The 22,297-nt window shown below is 34.0% G+C and carries 17 protein-coding genes; 13 read left to right on the forward strand and 4 right to left on the reverse strand.

The features are described 5' to 3' along the window. Positions 1 to 165: 165 nt before the first annotated feature. The 8 genes from ASF10_RS07280 to uvrB all read left to right on the forward strand — a co-directional run bounded on the left by ASF10_RS07280 (position 166) and on the right by uvrB (position 9,552). The gene (locus ASF10_RS07280; RefSeq protein ID WP_056247191.1) at positions 166 to 2,547 is read left to right on the forward strand and encodes a TonB-dependent receptor; all 2,382 of its coding nucleotides are present in this window, start codon (positions 166 to 168) and stop codon (positions 2,545 to 2,547) included. A gap of 38 nt (positions 2,548 to 2,585) precedes the next feature. Further along, positions 2,586 to 3,407: a DUF4249 domain-containing protein gene (locus tag ASF10_RS07285; protein WP_056247193.1), complete on the forward strand. Its 822-nt coding sequence runs from the start codon at positions 2,586 to 2,588 to the stop codon at positions 3,405 to 3,407. 8 nt (positions 3,408 to 3,415) lie between these two features. Then, complete coding sequence (locus tag ASF10_RS07290) at positions 3,416 to 3,898, forward strand: GyrI-like domain-containing protein (protein WP_056247195.1); 483 nt, start codon at positions 3,416 to 3,418, stop codon at positions 3,896 to 3,898. A 4-nt stretch (positions 3,899 to 3,902) separates the two neighbouring features. Then, positions 3,903 to 4,343 carry a DinB family protein gene (locus tag ASF10_RS07295; protein WP_056247197.1) on the forward strand — a complete coding sequence of 147 codons (441 nt, stop codon included), beginning with the start codon at positions 3,903 to 3,905 and terminating at the stop codon, positions 4,341 to 4,343. Between the two features lie 238 nt (positions 4,344 to 4,581). Next, positions 4,582 to 5,244, forward strand: coding sequence for a thiamine diphosphokinase (locus ASF10_RS07300; protein ID WP_056247199.1), 663 nt, complete (start codon positions 4,582 to 4,584; stop codon positions 5,242 to 5,244). Between the two features lie 144 nt (positions 5,245 to 5,388). Further along, positions 5,389 to 6,336: a 23S rRNA (adenine(1618)-N(6))-methyltransferase RlmF gene (rlmF, locus tag ASF10_RS07305; protein ID WP_056247202.1), complete on the forward strand. Its 948-nt coding sequence runs from the start codon at positions 5,389 to 5,391 to the stop codon at positions 6,334 to 6,336. Positions 6,337 to 6,487: 151 nt separating this feature from the next. After that, positions 6,488 to 7,426 (forward strand): alpha/beta fold hydrolase, encoded by a 939-nt coding sequence (locus tag ASF10_RS07310; RefSeq protein ID WP_056247204.1) that lies wholly within the window; start codon positions 6,488 to 6,490, stop codon positions 7,424 to 7,426. 134 nt (positions 7,427 to 7,560) lie between these two features. Next, entirely contained in the window at positions 7,561 to 9,552 is a 1,992-nt protein-coding gene (gene uvrB / locus ASF10_RS07315; protein ID WP_056247206.1) for an excinuclease ABC subunit UvrB, read from the forward strand. Here the strand turns inward: uvrB and ASF10_RS07320 are convergent. Further along, on the reverse strand, positions 9,549 to 9,950 hold the full coding sequence (locus tag ASF10_RS07320) for a hypothetical protein (RefSeq protein ID WP_056247208.1): 402 nt from the start codon (positions 9,948 to 9,950) through the stop codon (positions 9,549 to 9,551). The genes uvrB and ASF10_RS07320 overlap by 4 nt on opposite strands. Positions 9,951 to 10,085: 135 nt before the next feature. Between ASF10_RS07320 and ASF10_RS07325 the strand changes: the two genes are divergently transcribed. The 3 genes from ASF10_RS07325 to ASF10_RS07335 all read left to right on the forward strand — a co-directional run bounded on the left by ASF10_RS07325 (position 10,086) and on the right by ASF10_RS07335 (position 12,757). Next, the gene (locus tag ASF10_RS07325) at positions 10,086 to 11,096 is read left to right on the forward strand and encodes a dipeptide epimerase (RefSeq protein WP_056247209.1); all 1,011 of its coding nucleotides are present in this window, start codon (positions 10,086 to 10,088) and stop codon (positions 11,094 to 11,096) included. 6 nt (positions 11,097 to 11,102) lie between these two features. Continuing rightward, entirely contained in the window at positions 11,103 to 12,125 is a 1,023-nt protein-coding gene (locus ASF10_RS07330; RefSeq protein ID WP_056247211.1) for an aminotransferase class I/II-fold pyridoxal phosphate-dependent enzyme, read from the forward strand. A 167-nt stretch (positions 12,126 to 12,292) separates the two neighbouring features. Further along, complete coding sequence (locus tag ASF10_RS07335; RefSeq protein ID WP_056247213.1) at positions 12,293 to 12,757, forward strand: DUF1456 family protein; 465 nt, start codon at positions 12,293 to 12,295, stop codon at positions 12,755 to 12,757. Between the two features lie 240 nt (positions 12,758 to 12,997). Here the strand turns inward: ASF10_RS07335 and ASF10_RS07340 are convergent, their stop codons facing one another. Both ASF10_RS07340 and ASF10_RS07345 read right to left on the reverse strand, forming a co-directional pair. Further along, entirely contained in the window at positions 12,998 to 13,702 is a 705-nt protein-coding gene (locus tag ASF10_RS07340) for a LytR/AlgR family response regulator transcription factor (protein ID WP_056247215.1), read from the reverse strand. Between the two features lie 4 nt (positions 13,703 to 13,706). Continuing rightward, positions 13,707 to 14,747: a sensor histidine kinase gene (locus tag ASF10_RS07345; RefSeq protein ID WP_056247218.1), complete on the reverse strand. Its 1,041-nt coding sequence runs from the start codon at positions 14,745 to 14,747 to the stop codon at positions 13,707 to 13,709. A gap of 220 nt (positions 14,748 to 14,967) precedes the next feature. Between ASF10_RS07345 and ASF10_RS07350 the strand changes: the two genes are divergently transcribed. Then, a complete protein-coding gene (locus ASF10_RS07350; RefSeq protein WP_056247220.1) occupies positions 14,968 to 15,771 on the forward strand; it encodes a DUF5694 domain-containing protein in 804 nt (267 codons plus the stop codon). A gap of 298 nt (positions 15,772 to 16,069) precedes the next feature. Here ASF10_RS07350 and sucC read toward each other — a convergent pair whose 3' ends face one another. Then, complete coding sequence (sucC, locus tag ASF10_RS07355) at positions 16,070 to 17,263, reverse strand: ADP-forming succinate--CoA ligase subunit beta (RefSeq protein ID WP_056247306.1); 1,194 nt, start codon at positions 17,261 to 17,263, stop codon at positions 16,070 to 16,072. A 415-nt stretch (positions 17,264 to 17,678) separates the two neighbouring features. Between sucC and gltB the strand changes: the two genes are divergently transcribed. Next, the gene (gene gltB / locus ASF10_RS07360; RefSeq protein WP_056247222.1) at positions 17,679 to 22,196 is read left to right on the forward strand and encodes a glutamate synthase large subunit; all 4,518 of its coding nucleotides are present in this window, start codon (positions 17,679 to 17,681) and stop codon (positions 22,194 to 22,196) included. Positions 22,197 to 22,297: the final 101 nt, after the last annotated feature.

Genomic DNA, 22,297 nt, shown 5'->3' on the forward strand with positions numbered 1-22,297 from the left:
AAATTACCAAATAAAGAAAAAGCAATGAATAGAATTTTAAAAGTCTAAAAAAATAAAAACTCTAAAACCTGTAACAAATAGAAGGTATTCTTAACTAATGTTTAACAATCTTTCTATGAAAATATTTAGTAAGAATTGTTAACTATGTGATTCAAATACAAGACAATGATTACAAAAAAAATTGGCCTTCTTTTTATCCTCCTTTTCACGACTTTGACTTCATTTGCTCAGGAAAAATTTACACTTAGCGGCACGATAACAGATTTTAAAAATAATGAAACCCTAATTGGTGTCAATGTTTATATTCCGTCTTTAAAAATAGGAACTACAACAAACGAATATGGTTTTTATTCCCTTACTGCTCCTCAAGGTGAGTATGAAATCGAAATTAGTTACGTTGGTTACAAAACCATTGAAAAAACAGTTACCCTAAATCAAAATACCAAAAATAATTTTGCCATAAACGAAAGCGGCGAAGAGCTTCAGGAAGTTATTATTAAAGATAACAGAGGCAAAATCAATATTAAATCGCCAGAAATGAGTGCCAATAAACTTTCTATTGCCACCATAAAAAAAATGCCTGTTGTAATGGGCGAAGTCGATGTTCTAAAATCGATTTTGTTGCTTCCCGGGGTTACAAATGCCGGCGAAGGTGCTTCTGGATTTAATGTTCGAGGTGGCGGCGCAGATCAGAACCTGATTTTATTAGACGAGGCTACAATATTTAATTCTTCTCACGTATTTGGTTTTTTCTCTGTTTTTAATCCCGATGCTATAAAGGATTTAAAATTATATAAAGGCGGAATTCCTGCTCGTTATGGCGGAAGAGCTTCTTCTGTATTGGATATTTATCAGAAAGACGGAAACAGTAAAGAGTTTCATGTAAACGGAGGAATAGGTTTAATTTCAAGCCGAATTCTTGCCGAAGGTCCAATTGTAAAAGACAAAGGTTCGTTCTTAATTGGTGGAAGAGCTTCTTATGCTCATTTATTTTTAAAATTGTCAGAAGACCAAAAAGATAACTCAGCCTATTTTTATGATTTAAATACAAAATTAAGTTATAAATTAAATGATAATAATAGTTTGTATTTATCCGGTTATTTTGGCCGTGACGTGTTTAGCCTGAATAAAAGCTTTACAAATACCTACGGAAATGCAACCCTGAACTTACGCTGGAATCATTTATACTCTGATAAATTATTTGCTAATCTGTCCTTGATTTACAGTGATTACTATTATGGTCTGGATTTAGATTTTGTAGGTTTCAAATGGGATTCCGGAATTAAGAACTATAATATCAAATATGATTTCAAAAACTATATTTCAGATAAATTCAAACTAAATTACGGGCTAAACGGAATTTACTATGAATTTAATCCCGGAACTATCAAACCAAGCAATGAGACTTCAGGAATTAATCCGGATCAATTAGACAAAAAATACGCCTTTGAACCCTCTTTATATATTGAAGCCGAAAATCAGCTTTCTAAAAGAATTACAGTTTCTTATGGATTGCGTTATAGTTTATTTTACCGTTTAGGCGCTTCAACAATCAATTATTACGACAATAACGAGCCCGTTATTTTCAATACTCAAATGCAGATTTATGAAAAAGCGACACCAACATCGACTCAATATTTTGGCAAAAACAAACAAATCCAGAACTACAACAATTTAGAACCTCGTTTCTCTGCCTCTTATCAATTAAACGATGATGAAGCCATAAAAGCAAGTTATAACAGAATGGCGCAATATCTTCAATTGATATCCAATACCTCATCGCCTACTCCGCTTGATGTCTGGATGCCAAGTGATAATTATATTAAACCACAAATTGCAGATCAGGTTGCTTTGGGTTATTTTAGAAACATAAATAATGGTGCGTATTCTGTAGAAGTTGAAACCTATTACAAGAAAATCCAAAACAGATTAGATTATATCGATGGCGCAGATTTAATTGCAAATGACGCTATCGAACAAGTAATCCTGAACGGAAGAATGCGCTCTTACGGATTAGAATTTATGCTAAAGAAAAACGAAGGTAAATTTAACGGTTGGATTTCGTATACTTTATCAAAATCAGAACAGCAAACACCGGGAAGAACTCCGGAAGAAACAGGAATTAATAACGGACAATGGTATAATTCTGCTTATGATAAAACGCATAATTTAGCCATTACATCAGCTTACAATTTAAATGAGAAATGGTCTTTTGGAGCTAACTTTGCTTTGCAATCCGGTCAGCCTGTAACGTATCCAAACGGTCAATATGAATATTTAGGAATTACGGTTCCCAGCTACGGACAAAGAAATGAAAACCGTTTACCGGCGTATCACCATTTAGATGTTTCGGCAACTTTGACACCAAGAAAAAATAAAGATCGAAATTGGAAAGGAGAATGGGTTTTTAGCATTTACAATCTTTACAATCGTCATAATGCAGCTTCGATCAATTTCCGTCAAAACGTTGATACTGGTGCAAATGAAGCTGTACAAACTTCAATTTTTGGAATCGTTCCTGCTGTTAGCTATAATTTTAAATTTTAAAAAAACATTTTCCGTAAAAAGAAAACAAAAGATATATCATGAAAAAAGCATCCTTGTTAATTGTCCTTCTCCTATCGATTTTCTTCACAAGTTGTGAGGAAGTTGTCGATGTTGATCTTGATACCGCTGCACCAAAATTAGTAATCGAAGCCGCTATAAACTGGCAAAAAGGTACTTCAGGAAAACAACAAACTATAAAACTTACGACCACAACGGGTTATTTCGAAAATGTGATTCCAACAGTTTCCGGAGCGACAGTCTTTATAACAAACAGTCAAAACGTACAATTCAACTTTACCGAAGCTCAAAAAACCGGACGATATGTTTGTACTAATTTCATTCCGGTAATCGACGAGAATTATACCTTAACCGTAATTAGTAACGGAATCACTTATACTGCTACTGAAACAATGAAATCTGTAGCACCAATAACCCGAATAGAACAAAATAATGAAGGCGGTTTTACAGGAAAAGATATTGAGACCAAAGCCTTCTTTAACGATCCGGCAGATGTAGATAATTTCTACTTGTTTAAATATGTGTACTCTAATAAAGTTACTTCAACATATTATGTTAGTGAAGATAAATTTTTTCAGGGAAATGAATATTTCAGTTCATCAGATGATGACGAGTTAAAAATTGGAGATGAAGTAGAAATGACACATTACGGAATTTCTAAACAATACTATAATTACATGAGTATTCTGGTAAGCATTGCCGGAAGTAATGTTGGCGGACCTTTTCAATCTCCTCCCGCAACCGTAAAAGGAAATATCATTAATATGACAGATAAATCAAATTATCCGTTAGGTTATTTTTCGCTTAGCGAAATCGACATAAAAAAATATAAAATTCAATAATTATTATAATGGAAGCCAGAATTGAGATTTTGTCAGAGAAAAAACTAATTGGTAAATACATCATTATGTCATTTATCGAAAATAAAACTTTTCAATTATGGAGTTCATTTATGCCAAATCGAAAAGACATTAAAAATTCAATTGATTCTAATTTATATTCCCTTGAGGTTTTCCCTGACGGTCATTTCGACAATTTTGAACCAGGCAATACTTTCGAAAAATGGGCGGCAGTTGAAGTTACTGATTTTGATGAAATCCCTTCAGAAATGGAACCTTTGGTAATTCCGAGTGGTTTATATGCAGTTTTTATACATAAAGGTCCACAAAGTGAAGGTCATAAAACCTATCATTCTATTTTTGTAGAATGGCTTCCAAATTCAGAATATACTGTAGATGAAAGACCTCATTTTGCTGTAATGGGAGATCAATATAAAAAAGAACATCCGGATTCTGAAGAAGAAATCTGGATACCAATAACCAATAAAGCCTAGAATCATGCTAATTGAAACCTTAAAATCACTTTTTAACAGAGATCTCAACAAATTAAAAGTCGAAATCGAATCGTACCAAAACGAAAATCAACTTTGGGCAATTGATAAAAGCATTTCAAATTCAGGCGGAAATCTTTGTTTACATCTCATAGGAAACATCAATACTTATATTGGAGCACAAATTGGAAAAACCGGTTATATTCGGGATCGACCTTTAGAGTTTTCACTAAAAGACATCCCAAAATCAGAATTAACAGCTAAAATTGAAGCAACAATTCTAGTCGTAAATAATGCTTTAGATACTTTAACCGAAGAAGATCTGGAAGCAATTTATCCGGAAATTGTTTTCGAAAAAGAAATGACAACCGGTTATTTTTTAGTTCATCTTGCAACACATTTAGCCTATCATTTAGGACAAATCAATTATCATAGAAGGTTGGTTTAGTGGCGGTTTACCAGTCTCAGTATTCAGTCGCAGTTTACAGTATTCAGTCGCAGTTTACAGTATTCAGTCTCAGTATTCAGTCTCAGTTTACAGTTTGCGGTAAATACTGAGACTGAATACTGAGACTGAACACTTCGACTGTAAACTGATTAACTTTCATAAAAATCTATCTTGAAACTTCGGGACTAAAATCTCAACCTTTCGTACATTTACAGCACATTTCAAATCAAAAAACTAAATGTCATCACACCATATCGTACGCGACGACCAGGAACCAGCTTTAATTATTGCAAACGGAGCAGCTTGTAATCCGGAATTATTAGGACAATTGCTCGAATGGTCGCCACTGGTTATCGTACTCGATTCGGCTATAGAAAGGGTTATACCTTTAGGCATAAAAGTCGATGTGCTTTTAGGCGATTTTGATCGTGGTTTTGATCCTGAAATCTACAAAACGTCACAATATCCTATCGAAATTGTACACACTCCGGATCAGGATAAAACAGATTTAGAGAAAGCTTTTGATTATTTGATCGCCAGAAAAATCCCCGCAGTAAACGTAGTTTGGGCAACCGGAAAACGTGCAGATCATACTATTACCAACCTTACAAATATTGTTCGCTACCGCAATTTACTTAAAATTGTTATTCTCGACGATCATTCTAAAATATTCTTATTACCCAATAAATTCGAGAAATGGTATACGGCAAAAACCCCCATTTCATTGATTCCTATTGGCGTGGTTAACGGCATTAATTCTACCAATTTATTATATCCTCTTAAAAATGATACCTTAACAATTGGCTACAGAACCGGAAGCAGCAACTCAGTCCTTCAGGATGGTTTGGTCAGTATTACGCACACAGATGGCGATTTATTGCTAATGGAATGTATGGATTAGGAGCTATTTCCTGCTGTTCGCTATATCTTTTCCCGGTTAAAGGAACCGGAAAAAGGATGCCGCTTCCATCAGGGCTAAGCAATCGTTTTCATAATTACGTCTTTCTCAAAAAGTAATGACTATCTTTGCACGGAAATTCACAAAATGAAAGAAACAGACAATTCCGAAAAAAATAATTTACATCCTCGAAATCTTCACCGTTCCCGTTATGATTTTGAACTTCTTATTGCGAATTGTCCAGAACTAAAACCGCAGGTTGCCGTAAATGTTCACGGAATCGAAACGATTGACTTTAGTAATCCTGTTTCGGTAAAATTGCTTAACAAAGCTTTATTACAAACCTATTACGACATACAAAACTGGGATATTCCTAAAAATTATCTTTGTCCGCCTATTCCCGGAAGAACTGATTATATTCATTATTTAGCTGATCTACTTGCCCAAACCAATAACGGAATCATTCCGCAAGGATCTTCTGTTTTAGGTTTAGATATAGGAACCGGAGCAAATTGTATTTATCCTATTTTAGGAAATGCTATTTACGACTGGAGTTTTGTTGGAACTGATATCGATGAAAAAGCAATAGAAAATTGCAGTAAAATCATCGAAGCAAATCCAAAATTAATTGATGCTATAAGTCTACAGCAACAAACGGAATCTCGTTTTATCTTCAAAAATATCATCACGCCCGAAGACCGTTTTACCTTCACGATGTGTAATCCCCCATTTCATTCTTCTGCCGAAGATGCAAATCAAAGTACTGTTCGTAAAGTTTCGAACTTAACAAAGGAAAAGAAAAAAACAAATCCTATTTTAAATTTTGGAGGTCATAATGCCGAATTATGGTGCGATGGCGGAGAAATTGGTTTTATTACCCAAATGATTTACGAAAGCTCAAAATTTGCTATGCAATGTCTTTGGTTCACTACTTTGGTTTCAAAAAGAGAAAACCTTTCCAGCATTTACAAAACCTTAAACAAAGTAAACGCATCTTCAATAAAAACCATCGACATGGCTCAGGGTCAAAAAAACAGCCGCATTGTTGCCTGGACTTTTTTAAGCGAAAGTCAGCAAAAAGCCTGGAAGTTTTAATAAATAACTTTTATATCCACAATCAGTTTACGCATAAAACATACAAATCAAAATCTTAAAACATTATAATTTTGATACTTTAAATTAAAATTCTGATACTTTATCGGTGCGCAATTTACGTACCTTTAATGTGAATTGAATTTTACAAACTATGCCAAAAATATACTTTAGACTAGCATTATTACTTATACTTACTGGTTGTTCTTCGACTAAAAAAGTAAAATTTGATGATTATGTTTTTAAAACCAAAAGCGAAAAAACAGCTTATATCAAATCATACGACAAAGCCTTAAAACTTTGGGATATTCCTTATACCGAAGAAAATATAAAAACTACTTACGGAACGGCTCACGTTATTATGGCGGGTCCAAAAAACGGAAAAGATTTAGTTTTACTTCACGGAATGGATGCCAGTTCAACAATGTGGTATCCCAATATAAAAGTTTTAGCTAAAAAACATCGCATATATGCCATTGATTTTATGATGGAACCAGGCAAATCTACTTTGACTTCGAAGCCCTTATCCTCAGAAGAAATTCTACTTTTATACAACGAAATTTTCGATCATTATAAATTAAAGAAATTTGATATTGTCGCAGCTTCAAGAGGAGGCTGGATTGCCACTTTATTAGCGACTCAAAAAGGAAACTCAATCGATAAAATAGTATTGTTAAGTCCGGCGCAAACCTTTAAATTTATTGATAAAGTTGGTAAAACGACTTCTGCTTTAATGCTAAAACTTTTTCCAAGCGAAAAGAAATTTGGAAAGACACTAAATACATTTTCAACACATCCTGAAAAAATTAGTCCTATTTACAAACGACAATTTTATTTGGCTAATAAATATGCCAAATCGAATTCAAGTATGTTAAAAATGCATCCCTTTTCTGATGATGAATTAAAAATGATTACGAATCCCGTTTTAGTTTTAATAGGCGATCATGATGTCATCAATTCTGAAGAAAGCTTAGAAAGGGCAAATAAATATTTAAGCAAGGTTAAAACCCAAACTATTAAAGATGCTGGACATTTTTTATCCATCGATCAGTCGAAAATAGTAAATGATGCCACGATTAATTTTTTAGAATAAGATCTTAAAATTTGCCACGAATTCACGAATTAAATTTAATTCAAACTGATATAAATTCTTGAATTCGTGGCAACTCTTTTTTATAGAATTCAAACTTTGTATCTTTACAAAACTAATCTTTTCATCAGTCAAAAATGAATTTCCAAGTATCCTCAGAGTATAGTCCAAAAGGTGATCAGCCACAAGCAATCGAAAAGCTTTCGCAAGGTGTAATCGATGGCGAAAAATACCAGACTTTATTAGGAGTTACCGGATCCGGAAAAACATTTACGGTGGCAAATGTTATTCAGGAAGTTCAGAGACCTACTTTAGTTCTGGCACACAACAAAACTTTGGCAGCGCAATTGTATTCTGAGTTCAAACAATTTTTCCCAAATAATGCGGTCGAATATTTTGTTTCGTACTACGATTATTACCAACCAGAAGCTTTTATGCCTGTAACAGGAGTTTTTATTGAGAAAGATTTATCTATCAATGAAGAGCTCGAAAAAATGCGTTTAAGCACGACTTCTTCCCTACTTTCAGGACGTCGGGATGTTTTGGTTGTCGCTTCTGTTTCGTGTTTATATGGTATTGGAAATCCAGTTGAATTTAAAAAAAATGTAATTGAAATAACCAGAGATCAGGCTATTTCGAGAACTAAATTACTTCATAGTCTCGTTCAAAGTTTATACGCCAGAACTGAGGCCGATTTTAATCCGGGAACTTTTAGAATAAAAGGTGATACGGTCGAAGTATATCCCAGTTATGCCGATGACGCTTACAGAATACACTTTTTTGGCGACGAAATCGAAGAAATAGAATCATTTGATGTCAAGACCTCACAAGTGATTGAAAAATTTAAAAGACTTACTATTTATCCCGCTAATATGTTTGTAACATCTCCGGATGTTCTACAAGGCGCCATTTGGGAAATTCAGCAAGATTTGGTCAAACAAGTTGATTATTTTAAAGAAATAGGAAAACACCTTGAAGCCAAACGTCTGGAAGAACGTACCAATTTTGACTTAGAAATGATACGGGAATTAGGATATTGCTCCGGAATCGAAAATTACTCCAGATATCTTGACGGAAGACAAGCCGGAACGAGACCGTTCTGTTTATTAGATTATTTCCCAAGTGATTATTTGATGGTTGTTGACGAAAGCCACGTAACCGTTTCTCAGGTTCATGCCATGTATGGAGGCGACAGAAGCCGTAAAGAAAATCTGGTTGAATACGGTTTCCGATTACCTGCCGCAATGGACAACAGGCCTTTGAAATTTGAAGAATTTGAAGCCATACAAAATCAGGTAATTTACGTATCTGCAACACCCGCAGATTACGAATTACAAAAAACAGATGGTATTTATGTAGAACAAATTATTCGCCCAACGGGATTATTAGATCCAATTATCGAAGTAAGACCAAGCTTGAATCAAATTGATGATCTTATCGAAGAAATTCAGGTGCGCTGCGAATTAGACGAAAGGGTTTTAGTAACTACGCTGACTAAAAGAATGGCCGAAGAATTAGCCAAATATTTAACTAAAGTAAACATTCGTTGTCGTTACATACATTCTGAAGTAGATACGCTGGAACGTATCGAAATTATGCAGGATTTGCGAAAAGGTATTTTTGATGTTCTTATTGGGGTAAACTTACTTCGTGAAGGACTTGATTTACCGGAGGTTTCCCTTGTTGCGATTTTAGATGCTGATAAAGAAGGTTTTCTTCGTAATCACAGATCTCTGACGCAAACTATTGGTCGTGCGGCAAGAAACCTGAACGGAAAAGCAATTTTGTATGCTGATAAAGTTACGGCAAGTATGCAACGAACAATTGACGAAACCGAATATCGCAGAACCAAACAGATTAATTATAATACAGAACATGGCATTGTACCTCAAGCTCTAAATAAAAAAATCGACAGTGCTTTTACCAAAAATCCTTTGGTAGAATACGAATTGGGTCATACATTATCTGCTGCTGCCGAACCGGAAACGGCTTATTTATCGAAATCTGAATTGGAGAAAATGATCCGCGAAAAACGCAAATCAATGGAAAAAGCAGCAAAAGAACTCGATTTTTTGCAAGCTGCTAAATTGCGTGACGATATTAAAAAACTACAGGAACAATTGGCTTAATTGTGTTGTTCCTGAAAAACTTTCAATAAAACTTTAGGATCAATTATAGCGTTTGGAGCTTCTTTCATTAAATCTAAAACGCGTTTGGTTGCATTTGGATTCAATCCCATCTCGATCGCAATTTGCTGTATCGCTTTGGCTTCTTTTTCATGCAAAATACCATCGCAATACATGATAAGCGCTAATCTGTAAAACTGCTGAATCCTTTGAAACTCAGATTTTATAACCTGAGTCGAATGTTCCTGATGAAATAAATCCTTAAAAACAGCTAATTCAATATTTAATTCCTTAGCCACCAACCACAAAAATTCATATTCTCTTTTATGCAATTGCCCATCAACAGTAGAAAAAGCAATCATTTCTAAAAGTAAACTTCTCTTTTGTGTTTCGGTATTCATCAATTTATTATTTTTAGCTAAAATATTGTTTTTAAATCTAAAATGCAAAGAACTCACAATTAGAGGTTCATACTTTTGTATTGTTGTGGATTACCGCTGTTTTATTTGAAATATAAAAAACCATTCGAACTCATTATGGAACTAATTTTAAGAGAATATAATTTACAATTAAAACATACTTTTACCATTTCCAGAGAATCGATTGATTTTCAGCCTTCTTTGATTGTTGAACTAAAAAGCGATGGTTTTTCGGGTTTTGGAGAAGCAACTTCAAATCCGTATTACAAAACTACTGTTCCTGTAATGATTCAGGATTTAGAAAAAATCAGAACTTTAATCGAAAGTACTGATGATGAAACTCCCGATGCTTTTTGGGCAAAAATATATCCATATTTAAAAAGCGATATGTTTGCTTTATGCGCTTTAGATCTAGCTTATAATGATCTTTATGCCCGTGAAAAAGGCAAAAAACTATACGAATTATGGAATTATACTATCGAAAATAATCCGCTTACAGATTACACAATCGGGATTGCTTCTATAGAAAAAATGGTTTCGAAAATGCAGGAACTTCCGTGGCCTATTTATAAAATAAAACTTGGAACCAAAGAAGATATCGCAATCGTAAAAGAACTTCGCAAACACACGGATGCAATTTTTAGAATTGATGCCAATTGCGGTTGGGGCGTTGAGGAAACGATTAATAATGCCATTGAACTTAAAAAATTAGGCGTAGAATTTCTCGAACAACCCATGAAAGCGGATAATTGGGATGCTCACAAAGAAGTTTTCAAACATTCGGTTTTACCCATAATTGCCGATGAAAGCTGTATTATAGAAGAAGATGTTGCCAAATGTTTCAACCATTTTCATGGCGTAAATGTAAAATTGGTAAAATGCGGCGGATTAACTCCCGGAAAACGCATGATCGAAGAAGCTAAAAAACTAGGTTTAAAAACAATGGTGGGCTGCATGACCGAATCAACAGTAGGAATTTCGGCAATTGCGCATTTGTTGCCTCAATTAGATTATGTCGATATGGATGGCGCTTTGCTTTTAGCCCAGGATATTGCAACCGGAGTAACGATAAAAAATGGCGTAATTCATTACTCTGAACTTAACGGAACGGGAGTTACTTTAATCTAAAATGTTATGAATGTCAGCCAATTTCCGGATAGAATTATTGAGATTGACCACAAACATTATTTGTATTTTGGAGGAACTGCCTATTTAGGATTACCAACTAATAAAGACTTTCAGGAATTGGTAATCAACAACATTAAGAAATGGGGAACCACTTACGGAAGTTCCAGAAGCGCAAATATAAAATTAACAGCTTATGAAAATGGGGAAGCTTTTCTAGCCAATCATATCAAAGCCGAAAGTGCCGTTACGGTTTCGTCAGGAATGCTTGCAGGAAAAATGGTGATCGACGAATTGAGTAAAAATACAGATTGCTTTTTTCACTTTAGCGATATTCACAACGCTATTAAAACGAATAGTTTACCTGTATTTTTAAACGATGAAATAAATCCTCGTTTGTTAGATTCTAATTCAGAGAGAATTACAATTCTCACAGATGGCGTTCCGTCTTTTCAAACTAAAGCAATCGATTTATCGGTTTTAGCAAAAATTCCGAATCATAAAGAAATTACACTTGTTATTGATGAATCGCATTCTCTTGGAATATTAGGAAAAAATGGCTGCGGAATTTATTCTGAAATCAATCTTCCAATTAAAAGAAAAATTACAGTTTCGTCTTTAGGAAAAGCGTTTGGTCTAAACGGCGGCGTTATCGCAAGTGACGCTTCTTTCATCAATCAAATAAAAAATCTGGACACGTTTATTTCTGCCGCCGGAATGAATCCTGCATTTGTTCAGACTTTGTCCGATGCTTCAAATCTTTATAAAATTCAGCATCAAAAATTACTCGAAAATCTGGATTATATGGATCGAAAGTTACTTAAAAATGACACAATCAAATTTGATAGAAACTACCCGCTAATCTATTTAGAAAACGAAAATCTAATCGGGAAATTAAAAGAAAACAAGATTATCATCGCCAATTTTAAATATCAGAAAAACGAAAGAAATCTAAATAGAATTGTCATAACTGCCAATCATTTGCATGAAGATTTGGACAAATTAGTAAATATTTTAAACGAAAATAGCTAAAAAAGGAGTGAAAAGGTCGCCACGAATGACACTAATTTTCACTAATTGCATTGCGGTAAAGTTTTAATTTGTGAAAATTCGTGAAATTCGTGGCAAAAAAACTTAGCTCAACTTAATAAATTGTAATCAAATTAGTTTTAAAACGTACCTTTGTAAAAAATTAAACGATGACAAACAACGATATCCTAAAAAAACTTCGCGTGGCTTTGATGCTCCGTGACGACCAAATAGTTGAAATTTTAGAATTAGTAGATTTTAGAATTACAAAATCAGAATTGGGCGCTTTTTTTAGAGCCGAAGATCATGAAAATTACATGGAATGTGGTGATCAGGTTTTACGTAATTTCTTAAACGGATTGGTAATTCATTTAAGAGGAACGAAAGAAAACCCGAAAAACCCAAATGATGTTTTAGCAAAACATAAAGCTGAAATACCAAAGAAAGACAGCACTAAAGAAAGACCAGAATTTAAAGCTAGCGCAAAAGATGCTGAAAGAGGAAGAGGCGATAAAGCTCCTTCTAAATCGGGTCCAGCAGCTGGAAAACCTAAAAAGAAAGAATTCCCTAAAGGAAATGGAAAGACATCTGTTGTAGAAAAAGTGATTTACAAAAACGGTAAGAATAAGAAATAGTTACTATTTACTTAACCGCAAAGTGCGCAAAGATTTACGCAGAGTGTGCAAAGTTTTTTAGCCACGAATTCACGAATTATTTTCATAATCTTGAAAACAAAAATTAGTGAATTCGTGGCTATTATTTTAAACACAAAAAGTTCGCAAAGCTGTATAGATAAAGCTTTGCGAACTTTGCGTTTTTATTTAAAATCTATATAAAGAATCTTTGCGCACTTTGCGGTTAAATCACCACCAAACCTAGATTTTATTCTGATCAATTCGCTCAAAGAAAGCATCTTTAAATGTGGCTCCAATTGGTAATTCTTTTCCATTAATAAAAACAGAAAAACTATCGGTAGATTCTATTTGTTTTAAAGCAATTACATACGACTTATGTATCTGGATAAAATCTTTTTCCGGCAATGATTCAATTACATTTTTTAAAGACGAATGCGTGATAATTTGTTGCTTTTGAGTATGAATACAAACATAATTCTGCAGACTTTCTACGTATAAAATCTCTTCTAAAAACAACTTCTGAAATTTATTTTTGCCATCGGTTTTTACAAAAATAAAATCAGACGAATTGTTCGTCGTAACTTCTGTTTTAGGTTCTGCTTTTAATTTTGAAACTGCCTGATAAAAACGTTCAAAAGCAATTGGTTTCAATAGATAATCAATGGCATTTAGTTCAAATCCTTCTAACGCAAAATCCGGATAAGCAGTTGTAAAAATGACTTTAATATCTTTCGAAATTATTTTGGAAAGCTGTAAACCTGTTAATTGCGGCATCTGAATATCCAAAAAGATAACATCTACAGTTTGCGTATTTAGAAATTCTAATGCTTTTAATGCATCATTAAAAACGCCTACTTTTTCGAGAAAAGATACTTTATCGATATAATTTTCGAGTATGCGGGTTGCTGGCGGTTCATCATCAACAATAATACATTTAAAGTTCATGGAATTATTTTTTTAGTGGTATTTTCAAATAGGTTTTAAAGGTATCGTTTTCTGCTGTTTTTTCTAATATAAATTGATCCTTGTAAGCATATTCTAAACGTTTGGTCAGATTCTCAAAACCAATTCCGGTTGATGAATAATTTTCTCCTCCTACATTATAATTAAAGGTTGATAGTTCTAAAAAGTTTCCTTTTATTTTAATCGAAATATTCGCTTTTTTATCCGGATCATTTAATTTTGCGTGTTTAAAAACATTTTCTATAAAATGAATCAAAGCTGATGACAGAATTTTTTCAGTAGAAAAATCTCCTAGAATCTCAAAGTCTAAGTAAAGCTGATCTTCAAATCGTTTTTTCTGTAAATGAATATAGTTTTGTATAAATTGAATTTCTTTAGATAGTAAAACCTCCTCTTTATCTGTCTCTGTAATCACATAGCGAAGCAAATCTGAAAGAACCAAAATATCTGATGCTATTTCATCATCTTTTAAAATCAATTGACTATAGAAAGAATTTAGCGTATTAAACAAAAAATGCGGACTAACTTGCGATTTCAGCATTTGAAGTTCTGCTTTCTTATTCTCTAAAAGCAATTGCTGATTGTGTTTGTATGTTTCCTGAAATTGCCAAAATAAATAGCTCAAAGCGCTTAAAATTATTGCCGGCAATCCAAAGAAAAAATTATCCTGAATGTAATATCCAATTTTACGTGTTTCCTCCCCATAATTATGAATTCCTGTAATTTCAAACACAACTACTTCCTGCAAAAAATAACGTACTCCGGCAAAAATTAATAATGAAACTGGAATACTCAAAAAATACAACACAACCCTTTTTCTGTTTAAAAACCAATCGCAAAAAAGATAAAAATTTAAAAGATAAACGATGAAAATGGATAACACAAAACCTGTATTAAAAAAGAAATACATACTACTGAAAACAGAATCCAATTTTCGATTACTCACTCCAATATCCCATATATAAAAGGTTATAAATAATCCAGTAAAAAGAAGAATATGATAATAGAAAGGAATTTTTAGCTTCATATGAATGTAATTGTTATTTCAAAAATACAACTATGACTTTATATGAATACCAGATTTATATAAAACCTGTATTTCTTGTGATGAACTATCAAAAACAGTACATGAAATTTTTCGACATTCAATTATTAACGTTTGCAATTTGAAACTTGTCGTTTATCAAAAACTAATAATTCACCTTAAAAGTGCCCCTACATTTGTCGTGAATTTAAAACAAATCATCATGAAAAAAATCGCTTTATTATTCCTTTTTACAATCGCATTGCATACTGTTTCTGCTCAATCAAAAAAGAAACAAATTTTATTACTGGGATCTTTCCATTTTGAAAATCCCGGACTTGACGTTGCTAAAGTAAACACGTTCAATGTCATGTCTGACAAAAGTCAAAAGGAACTGGAAAACATTACCGATAAAATTAAAAAGTTTGGACCTGATAAAATTTTCGTTGAATGGAATTATGAGCGACAAGCAAAACTGGATAAGTTTTACAATAAAAATACAGACAGTTTACTCCATAAAGATGCTGACGAAATTGTGCAGATAGCTTTAAGATCTGCTAAAAAATTAGGTCATAAAAAGCTTTACGGAATTGATTATAACAACGCCAATTTTCCTTATGACAGTTTAGTAAAAGTAATGGAAGAAGCCAAACAATTTGATTTGATCAAAAGGAATGAAGAAACAATGAAACATTATGAAACAGATCAAAATCAAAAAATTGCGAAGTATTCATTGACTCAATTACTTTTGGATTTGAATACAAAAGCATCAAATGAAGATAATATTAGCTGGTATCTTGAAACTGCGATTAAAGGCGGAAAAACAGATAATTTTGTTGGTGCTTTTTTAGTATCTGAATGGTACAGAAGAAATCTTTATATGTATGCTTTGATTCAGAAATTGACAGAAACCAAAGACGATAAAATAATGGTTTTATTGGGCGCAGGTCATACGGCAATGATTAGAGAATTTGTCGCACATAATCCTGAATACGAAATTGTAGAATTGGCAACGGTCTTGAAATAAAAGATTCAAACTGCACGATTTTTTACCGCAAAGGGCGCAAAGGTTTACGCAAAGTTCGCAAAGGTTTTTAGCCACGAATTCACGAATTATTTTTTTTATAATCTTTGAGATTAAAAATAATTCGTGAATTCGTGGCTATTTTAAACACATAGCTTTGCGAACTTTGCGTTTATATAAAATCTTGCGATAAAAAAACTTTGCGGGCTTTGCGGTTAAATCTTCCTTTAATTAAATATTCCAAAAAAAAATCCCTCCGAATGATCGAAGGGATTTTATATATAGTTGATTTCTTATTTAATTAAGAAAGTGCAGCTTTAACTTGGTCAGCAGCTTCTTGAAACTGAACAGCTGATAAGATTGGCATACCTGAATTGTCAATTAATTCTTTTGCAATTTCAGCATTTGTTCCTTGCAAACGAACGATAATTGGCACATTGATAGCGTCACCCATGTTTTTGTAAGCATCAACAACACCTTGAGCAACACGGTCACAACGAACGATTCCTCCAAAAATGTTAATCAAAATAGCTTTTACGTTAGGATCTTTTAAGATAATTCTAAAAGCAGTTTCAACACGTTTTGCATCAGCAGTTCCACCAACGTCAAGGAAGTTAGCAGGCTCAAAACCAGCATATTTAATTAAATCCATAGTTGCCATTGCAAGACCTGCTCCGTTTACCATACATCCTACAGTACCGTCAAGATCTACATAGTTTAATCCTACTTCTTTAGCTTCAACTTCGATTGGGTTCTCTTCACGAACGTCTCTCATTTCAGCATATTTTGGTTGTCTGTATAAAGCATTATCATCGATATTTACTTTAGCATCTACAGCCATAATTTTATTATCTGAAGTTTTCAAAACCGGGTTGATTTCAAACATAGAAGCATCAGAACCAATGTAAGCATTGTATAATGAATCGATGAATTTAACCATTTCTTTGAAAGCATTTCCAGAAAGACCTAAGTTAAAAGCAATTCTTCTTGCCTGAAAACCTTGTAATCCAACAGAAGGATCAACTTCTTCAGTAAAAATTAAATGAGGAGTATGCTCAGCAACTTCTTCAATATCCATTCCACCTTCAGTAGAATACATAATCATGTTACGACCAGTAGCTCTATTTAATAAAACAGAAACATAAAATTCAGAAGTTTCACTTTCACCAGGATAGTAAACATCTTCTGCAACTAATATTTTGTTTACTTTTTTACCTTCTGCAGAAGTTTGAGGTGTAATCAATTGCATTCCGATGATTTGTCCAGCAATTTCTTCAACTTGTTGCAAGTTTTTTGCTAACTTAACTCCACCACCTTTTCCACGACCACCTGCGTGAATTTGTGCTTTTATTACGTGCCATCCTGTACCAGTCTCGGCAGTTAATTGTTTTGCAGCAGCCACAGCTTCAACTGCATTGTTAGCCACAATTCCGCGTTGAATGCGTACTCCGTAACTCGCTAAAATTTCTTTTCCTTGATATTCGTGTATGTTCATAATATAGAATTTGTCTGGTTCTGAATTTATTTCAGAATAAAAGTGCGACAAAAGTAGCAAAATTCAACTTAAAAGTAAAATCTTTTTCAATTAAAAAACGTGTACGATATTTATAAAACGTTTATTCTTTTTCAATGCAAAGAAATAGTTAACTAAATGATTTGTTAATATTAACTGAAAACCACTAAAACGTTTGATATTTAACAAAAAGATCACCGTATTCATTAGCCTTACAGCGATTTTTCTTAATATATTTTAATGTGAGTTATGATTTTATCAATTCGCAATGGCTAATATAATATTATTATCAATTAAGAAGCGTTTTTCTAATATTACAATAAAAATGTAAGTCAAATTATAATTTCAATACATTATATTTAACGAAATCCGTATTTTTGAAGAAAAAATATCAAGAATGAAAGTTAAAGAACAAGGGCTTTATTTGCCTGAATTTGAACACGACAATTGTGGTGCAGGATTTATTTGTAATTTGAATGGTATTAAATCTAATGATATTATTCACAAAGCATTGGACATCTTAATAAAATTGGAACATCGTGGTGCCGTTAGTTCTGATGGAAGAACTGGAGACGGGGCTGGAATTTTATTCGATATCCCTCATGCTTTCTTTAAAAAAGTATGTGACTTTGAAATCCCTGAAACACGTGAGTATGCAGTAGGAATGGTTTTTTTACCAAAAAGCAAAAACCAGGTTTCTTTTTGTATCAACGCTTTCGAATCGACTATTAAGGATCAGAACTTAAAAATCCTTGGGTGGAGAGATGTGCCTGTTGAAGTGGAAAATTTAGGGCAGATTGCCGCAGAAAAAGAACCAACAGTTAAACAGGTTTTTGTTAGCAAAAACGGTCAGGATTTAACTGAAAATGAATTTAATGCAAAACTTTTTGCAGCTAGAAAAATTGCTGAACATGCCGTAAGAGGATCAAAAACCTCTGAAAGTCACATGTTTTATTTCTCTAGTTTATCGACAACTACCATAATATATAAAGGTCTATTGATGCCGGAAGACATCAGCCGTTATTATGTTGACTTAAAAGATCCCGATTTAGTGACTCGTCTGGCGTTAGTTCACCAACGTTTCTCTACTAATACTTTCCCTTCATGGGAACTTGCACAACCATTTAGATACATGTGTCATAATGGTGAAATTAATACACTTCGCGGAAACGTTAGCCGTATGCGTGCTCGTGAAGAATTGATGGAAAGCAAAGTTTTTGGAAATGACATCAAAAAACTATTCCCAATTATCTTAGAAGGAAAATCAGATTCTGCTTCTATGGATATGGTCGTAGAACTTTTATTAATGACAGGTCGTTCATTGCCGGAAGCGATGATGATGGTTGTTCCTGAAGCTTGGGAAAAACATCAGACAATGTCTCCAGAAAAAAGAGCATTCTACGAATTCAACTCTTGTATCATGGAGCCTTGGGATGGTCCGGCTTCGATTCCGTTTACAGATGGTAACGTAATTGGTGCTTTATTAGACCGTAACGGTTTACGTCCTTCTCGTTATACGTTGACAAAAAGTGGCTTCGTAATCATGTCATCAGAAATTGGTGTACTTGACGTAGAGCCTGAAGATGTAGTACAACACGGTCGTTTAGAGCCAGGAAAAATGTTCCTTGTTGACATGAACGAAGGTCGTATTATTGAAGATGATGAAATTAAAAAAGCAATTGTAACAAAACGTCCTTATCAGGAATGGATCGACGCTAACTTGTTGCCATTGTCTAAAATACCTTACACCAATAATCCTACTCCGGTTGAGAAACTTGATTTCCAGACCAGACAAAGATTATTTGGATATACTATCGAAGACTTAAAAACAATCATTAACCCAATGGGAGCTCAGGGCGCTGAAGCCATTAGTTCTATGGGTAACGATACGCCATTGGCTGTTTTATCAGATCAGCCACAGTTATTGTACAACTATTTTAAACAATTATTTGCTCAGGTTACCAACCCGCCTTTGGATGGTATTCGTGAAGAAATCATTACAGATATTAGTTTAGCAATTGGTGGTGATTTTAATATTTTCGAAATCGAATCTAAACAATGTAAAAAGCTAAAAATCCAAAATCCGGTTATTTCGAATGAGGATTTAGATAAAATCAGAAACATTGATCATCCGGATTTCAAATCAGCTACAATTTCTACTTTATATAAAATAGAAAAAGGAGTAAATGGTTTAGAACGCGCGCTTGAAAAATGTGTTCAGGCAACTTTTAAAGCAGTTTCTGAAGGATGCAATATCATCATTTTATCAGACAGAGGCGTAAGCGAAGAATTGGCTCCAATACCTATGTTATTGGCTTGTTCTTACATTCACCACTCTTTAAACATTTTACAGGTACGTTCAAAATTTGGAATCATAATCGAATCTGCGGAGCCTCGTGAGCCACATCATTTTGCTTTATTATTTGGATATGGTGCAAGTGCCATCAACCCTTATATGGTAAATGAGATTATTCACGATCAGGTAAACCAAGGATTTATTACTGGAGTAAAAGCTGATTATGCAATTGTAAATTACAACAAAGCGATTGCAAAAGGCATTCTTAAAATCATGAACAAAATTGGTATCTCGACATTACATTCGTACAGAGCTGCTCAGATTTTCGAGATTTTAGGTTTAAATAAAACATTCACTAATAAATATTTCCCATTTACGCCTTCAAGAATCGAAGGAATTGGTTTGATGGAAGTTGAAAAAGAAGTGAAGAAACGTTTCCAGAAAGCATTTCCAAACTCTAAAATCGCCAACTTGCTTTCTTTAGAAATTGGAGGTATTTACAGATGGAGACGTGGTGGAGAAAAACACATGTTTAACCCAACAACTATTTCTAAATTACAACAGGCAGTTCGTTTAAACAGTCCGGAAAGTTATAAAGAATACTCGGATATGGTCAATGAGCAAAGCTCAAACTTAATGACTATTAGAGGTTTATTCGAATTTAATAATCTTGATCCAATTTCTATTGATGAAGTAGAACCTTGGACAGAAATTGTAAAAAAATTCAAAACGGGTGCCATGTCTTACGGATCTATCAGTAGAGAAGCACACGAGAATTTAGCAATTGCCATGAACAGAATTGGCGGAAAAAGTAACTCTGGAGAAGGTGGAGAAGATCCTAAACGTTTCCAGAAAGAAATTAACGGAGATTCCAGAAACAGTGCGATCAAACAAGTTGCATCAGGACGTTTTGGTGTTTCGATCAACTACTTGACAAACGCTAAAGAAATTCAGATTAAAATGGCCCAGGGTGCAAAACCTGGAGAAGGTGGTCAGTTACCTGGAGAAAAAGTAGTGCCTTGGATTGCTGAAACCAGAAACTCTACGCCATATGTAGGTTTGATTTCGCCTCCGCCACACCACGATATTTACTCTATTGAGGATTTATCGCAATTGATTTTCGACTTAAAAAATGCCAATCGTGAAGCGCGTGTAAACGTAAAATTAGTTTCTGAAGTTGGAGTTGGAACTATCGCTGCCGGTGTTGCCAAAGCAAAAGCCGACGTTATCCTGATTTCTGGTTATGACGGAGGAACCGGTGCTGCACCATTAACCTCTTTACAACACACAGGAATTCCGTGGGAACTTGGTTTAGCTGAAGCACAACAAACTTTGATCTTAAATGATTTAAGAAGCCGTGTGGTTTTAGAATGTGACGGACAATTAAAAACAGGTCGTGACGTAGCTATTGCTGCATTATTAGGAGCCGAAGAATTTGGTTTTGCTACTGCTCCGCTTGTAGCTTCCGGTTGTATTATGATGAGAGCTTGTCACTTAAATACTTGTCCGGTTGGTATTGCAACTCAGGATCCTGAATTGAGAAAAAATTTCAAAGGAACTCCGGAACACGTAATTAACTTCATGTATTTTATTGCTGAGGAATTAAGAGAAATCATGGCGCAATTAGGTTTTAGAACCTTAAAAGAAATGGTGGGTCAGTCACAAAAATTAAATGTGAACAAAGCGATCAAACATTACAAAGCAAATGGATTAGACTTATCATCAATTCTATACAAACCAGAAAAAGCGAAAACAGTTCCAAATCACAATACAACTGAGCAAGATCATAATCTTGAAAACGTATTGGATTTCGAAATTATCAAAGAAGCAATTCCATCTATTTATAGAAAAGAAAAAACAAGAGTTACATTTAAAATTAAAAATACAGACCGTTCTGTAGGTGCTATTTTGAGTAATGAAATCTCAAAAATTTATGGCGCACAAGGTTTACCTGAAGACACTATTTTAGTTGATTTTGAAGGTTCTGCCGGACAAAGTTTTGGTGCTTTTGCCACAAACGGATTGTCGTTTAAAATTCACGGAAACTGTAATGATTATTTAGGAAAAGGATTATCAGGAGGAAAATTGATTATCAAGGTCCCTCCTACTGCAACCTTCAAACCTGAAGAAAACATCATTATTGGTAACGTTGCCCTTTACGGAGCTATTACCGGAGAGGCTTATATTAACGGAATGGCCGGTGAGCGTTTTTGTGTAAGAAACTCCGGAGCAACTGCGGTTGTTGAAGGAATTGGAGATCACGGATGCGAATACATGACTGGTGGTACAGTAGTAGTTTTAGGGAAAACAGGAAGAAACTTCGCAGCTGGTATGAGCGGTGGTGTTGCTTATGTTTATGATCCAAATCAAAAATTCGATGCGAACTCCTGCAACATGGAAATGGTTGCTTTTGATCCTATCGAAGAGGAAGATGTTACAAAACTAAGAAAACTGATTAAAAACCACTCGTTGTACACCAATAGTCCGTTAGCAAAAAGAATTTTAGCAGACTGGGAAAATCAACAAAACCATTTCGTAAAAGTAATGCCAACTGATTACAAAAAAGCATTACAACGAATTGCAGAAGAGAAAAAAATAGAAGAATTAATAGCTGGATAAATGATTTTAGATTTTAGAGTTCAGATTTTAGATTAAAAACTTAACCGCAAAGCTTTACGAACTTAAAACACTCAAAAAAGCAAAAAAGACCTTGCGTTCTT

Source organism: Flavobacterium sp. Leaf82 (assembly GCF_001422725.1).
Classification (GTDB): Bacteria; Bacteroidota; Bacteroidia; order Flavobacteriales; family Flavobacteriaceae; genus Flavobacterium.

Coding starts and splice junctions, on each gene's coding strand:
- ASF10_RS07350 (WP_056247220.1), top strand. CDS start 14,968: ATGAAAAAAATCGCTTTATTATTCCTTTTTACAATCGCATTGCATACT.
- gltB (WP_056247222.1), top strand. CDS start 17,679: ATGAAAGTTAAAGAACAAGGGCTTTATTTGCCTGAATTTGAACACGAC.
- rlmF (WP_056247202.1), top strand. CDS start 5,389: ATGAAAGAAACAGACAATTCCGAAAAAAATAATTTACATCCTCGAAAT.
- ASF10_RS07290 (WP_056247195.1), top strand. CDS start 3,416: ATGGAAGCCAGAATTGAGATTTTGTCAGAGAAAAAACTAATTGGTAAA.
- ASF10_RS07335 (WP_056247213.1), top strand. CDS start 12,293: ATGACAAACAACGATATCCTAAAAAAACTTCGCGTGGCTTTGATGCTC.
- ASF10_RS07295 (WP_056247197.1), top strand. CDS start 3,903: ATGCTAATTGAAACCTTAAAATCACTTTTTAACAGAGATCTCAACAAA.
- ASF10_RS07300 (WP_056247199.1), top strand. CDS start 4,582: ATGTCATCACACCATATCGTACGCGACGACCAGGAACCAGCTTTAATT.
- ASF10_RS07310 (WP_056247204.1), top strand. CDS start 6,488: ATGCCAAAAATATACTTTAGACTAGCATTATTACTTATACTTACTGGT.
- ASF10_RS07280 (WP_056247191.1), top strand. CDS start 166: ATGATTACAAAAAAAATTGGCCTTCTTTTTATCCTCCTTTTCACGACT.
- ASF10_RS07340 (WP_056247215.1), bottom strand. CDS start 13,702: ATGAACTTTAAATGTATTATTGTTGATGATGAACCGCCAGCAACCCGC.
- ASF10_RS07285 (WP_056247193.1), top strand. CDS start 2,586: ATGAAAAAAGCATCCTTGTTAATTGTCCTTCTCCTATCGATTTTCTTC.
- uvrB (WP_056247206.1), top strand. CDS start 7,561: ATGAATTTCCAAGTATCCTCAGAGTATAGTCCAAAAGGTGATCAGCCA.
- ASF10_RS07345 (WP_056247218.1), bottom strand. CDS start 14,747: ATGAAGCTAAAAATTCCTTTCTATTATCATATTCTTCTTTTTACTGGA.
- ASF10_RS07320 (WP_056247208.1), bottom strand. CDS start 9,950: ATGAATACCGAAACACAAAAGAGAAGTTTACTTTTAGAAATGATTGCT.
- ASF10_RS07325 (WP_056247209.1), top strand. CDS start 10,086: ATGGAACTAATTTTAAGAGAATATAATTTACAATTAAAACATACTTTT.
- sucC (WP_056247306.1), bottom strand. CDS start 17,263: ATGAACATACACGAATATCAAGGAAAAGAAATTTTAGCGAGTTACGGA.
- ASF10_RS07330 (WP_056247211.1), top strand. CDS start 11,103: ATGAATGTCAGCCAATTTCCGGATAGAATTATTGAGATTGACCACAAA.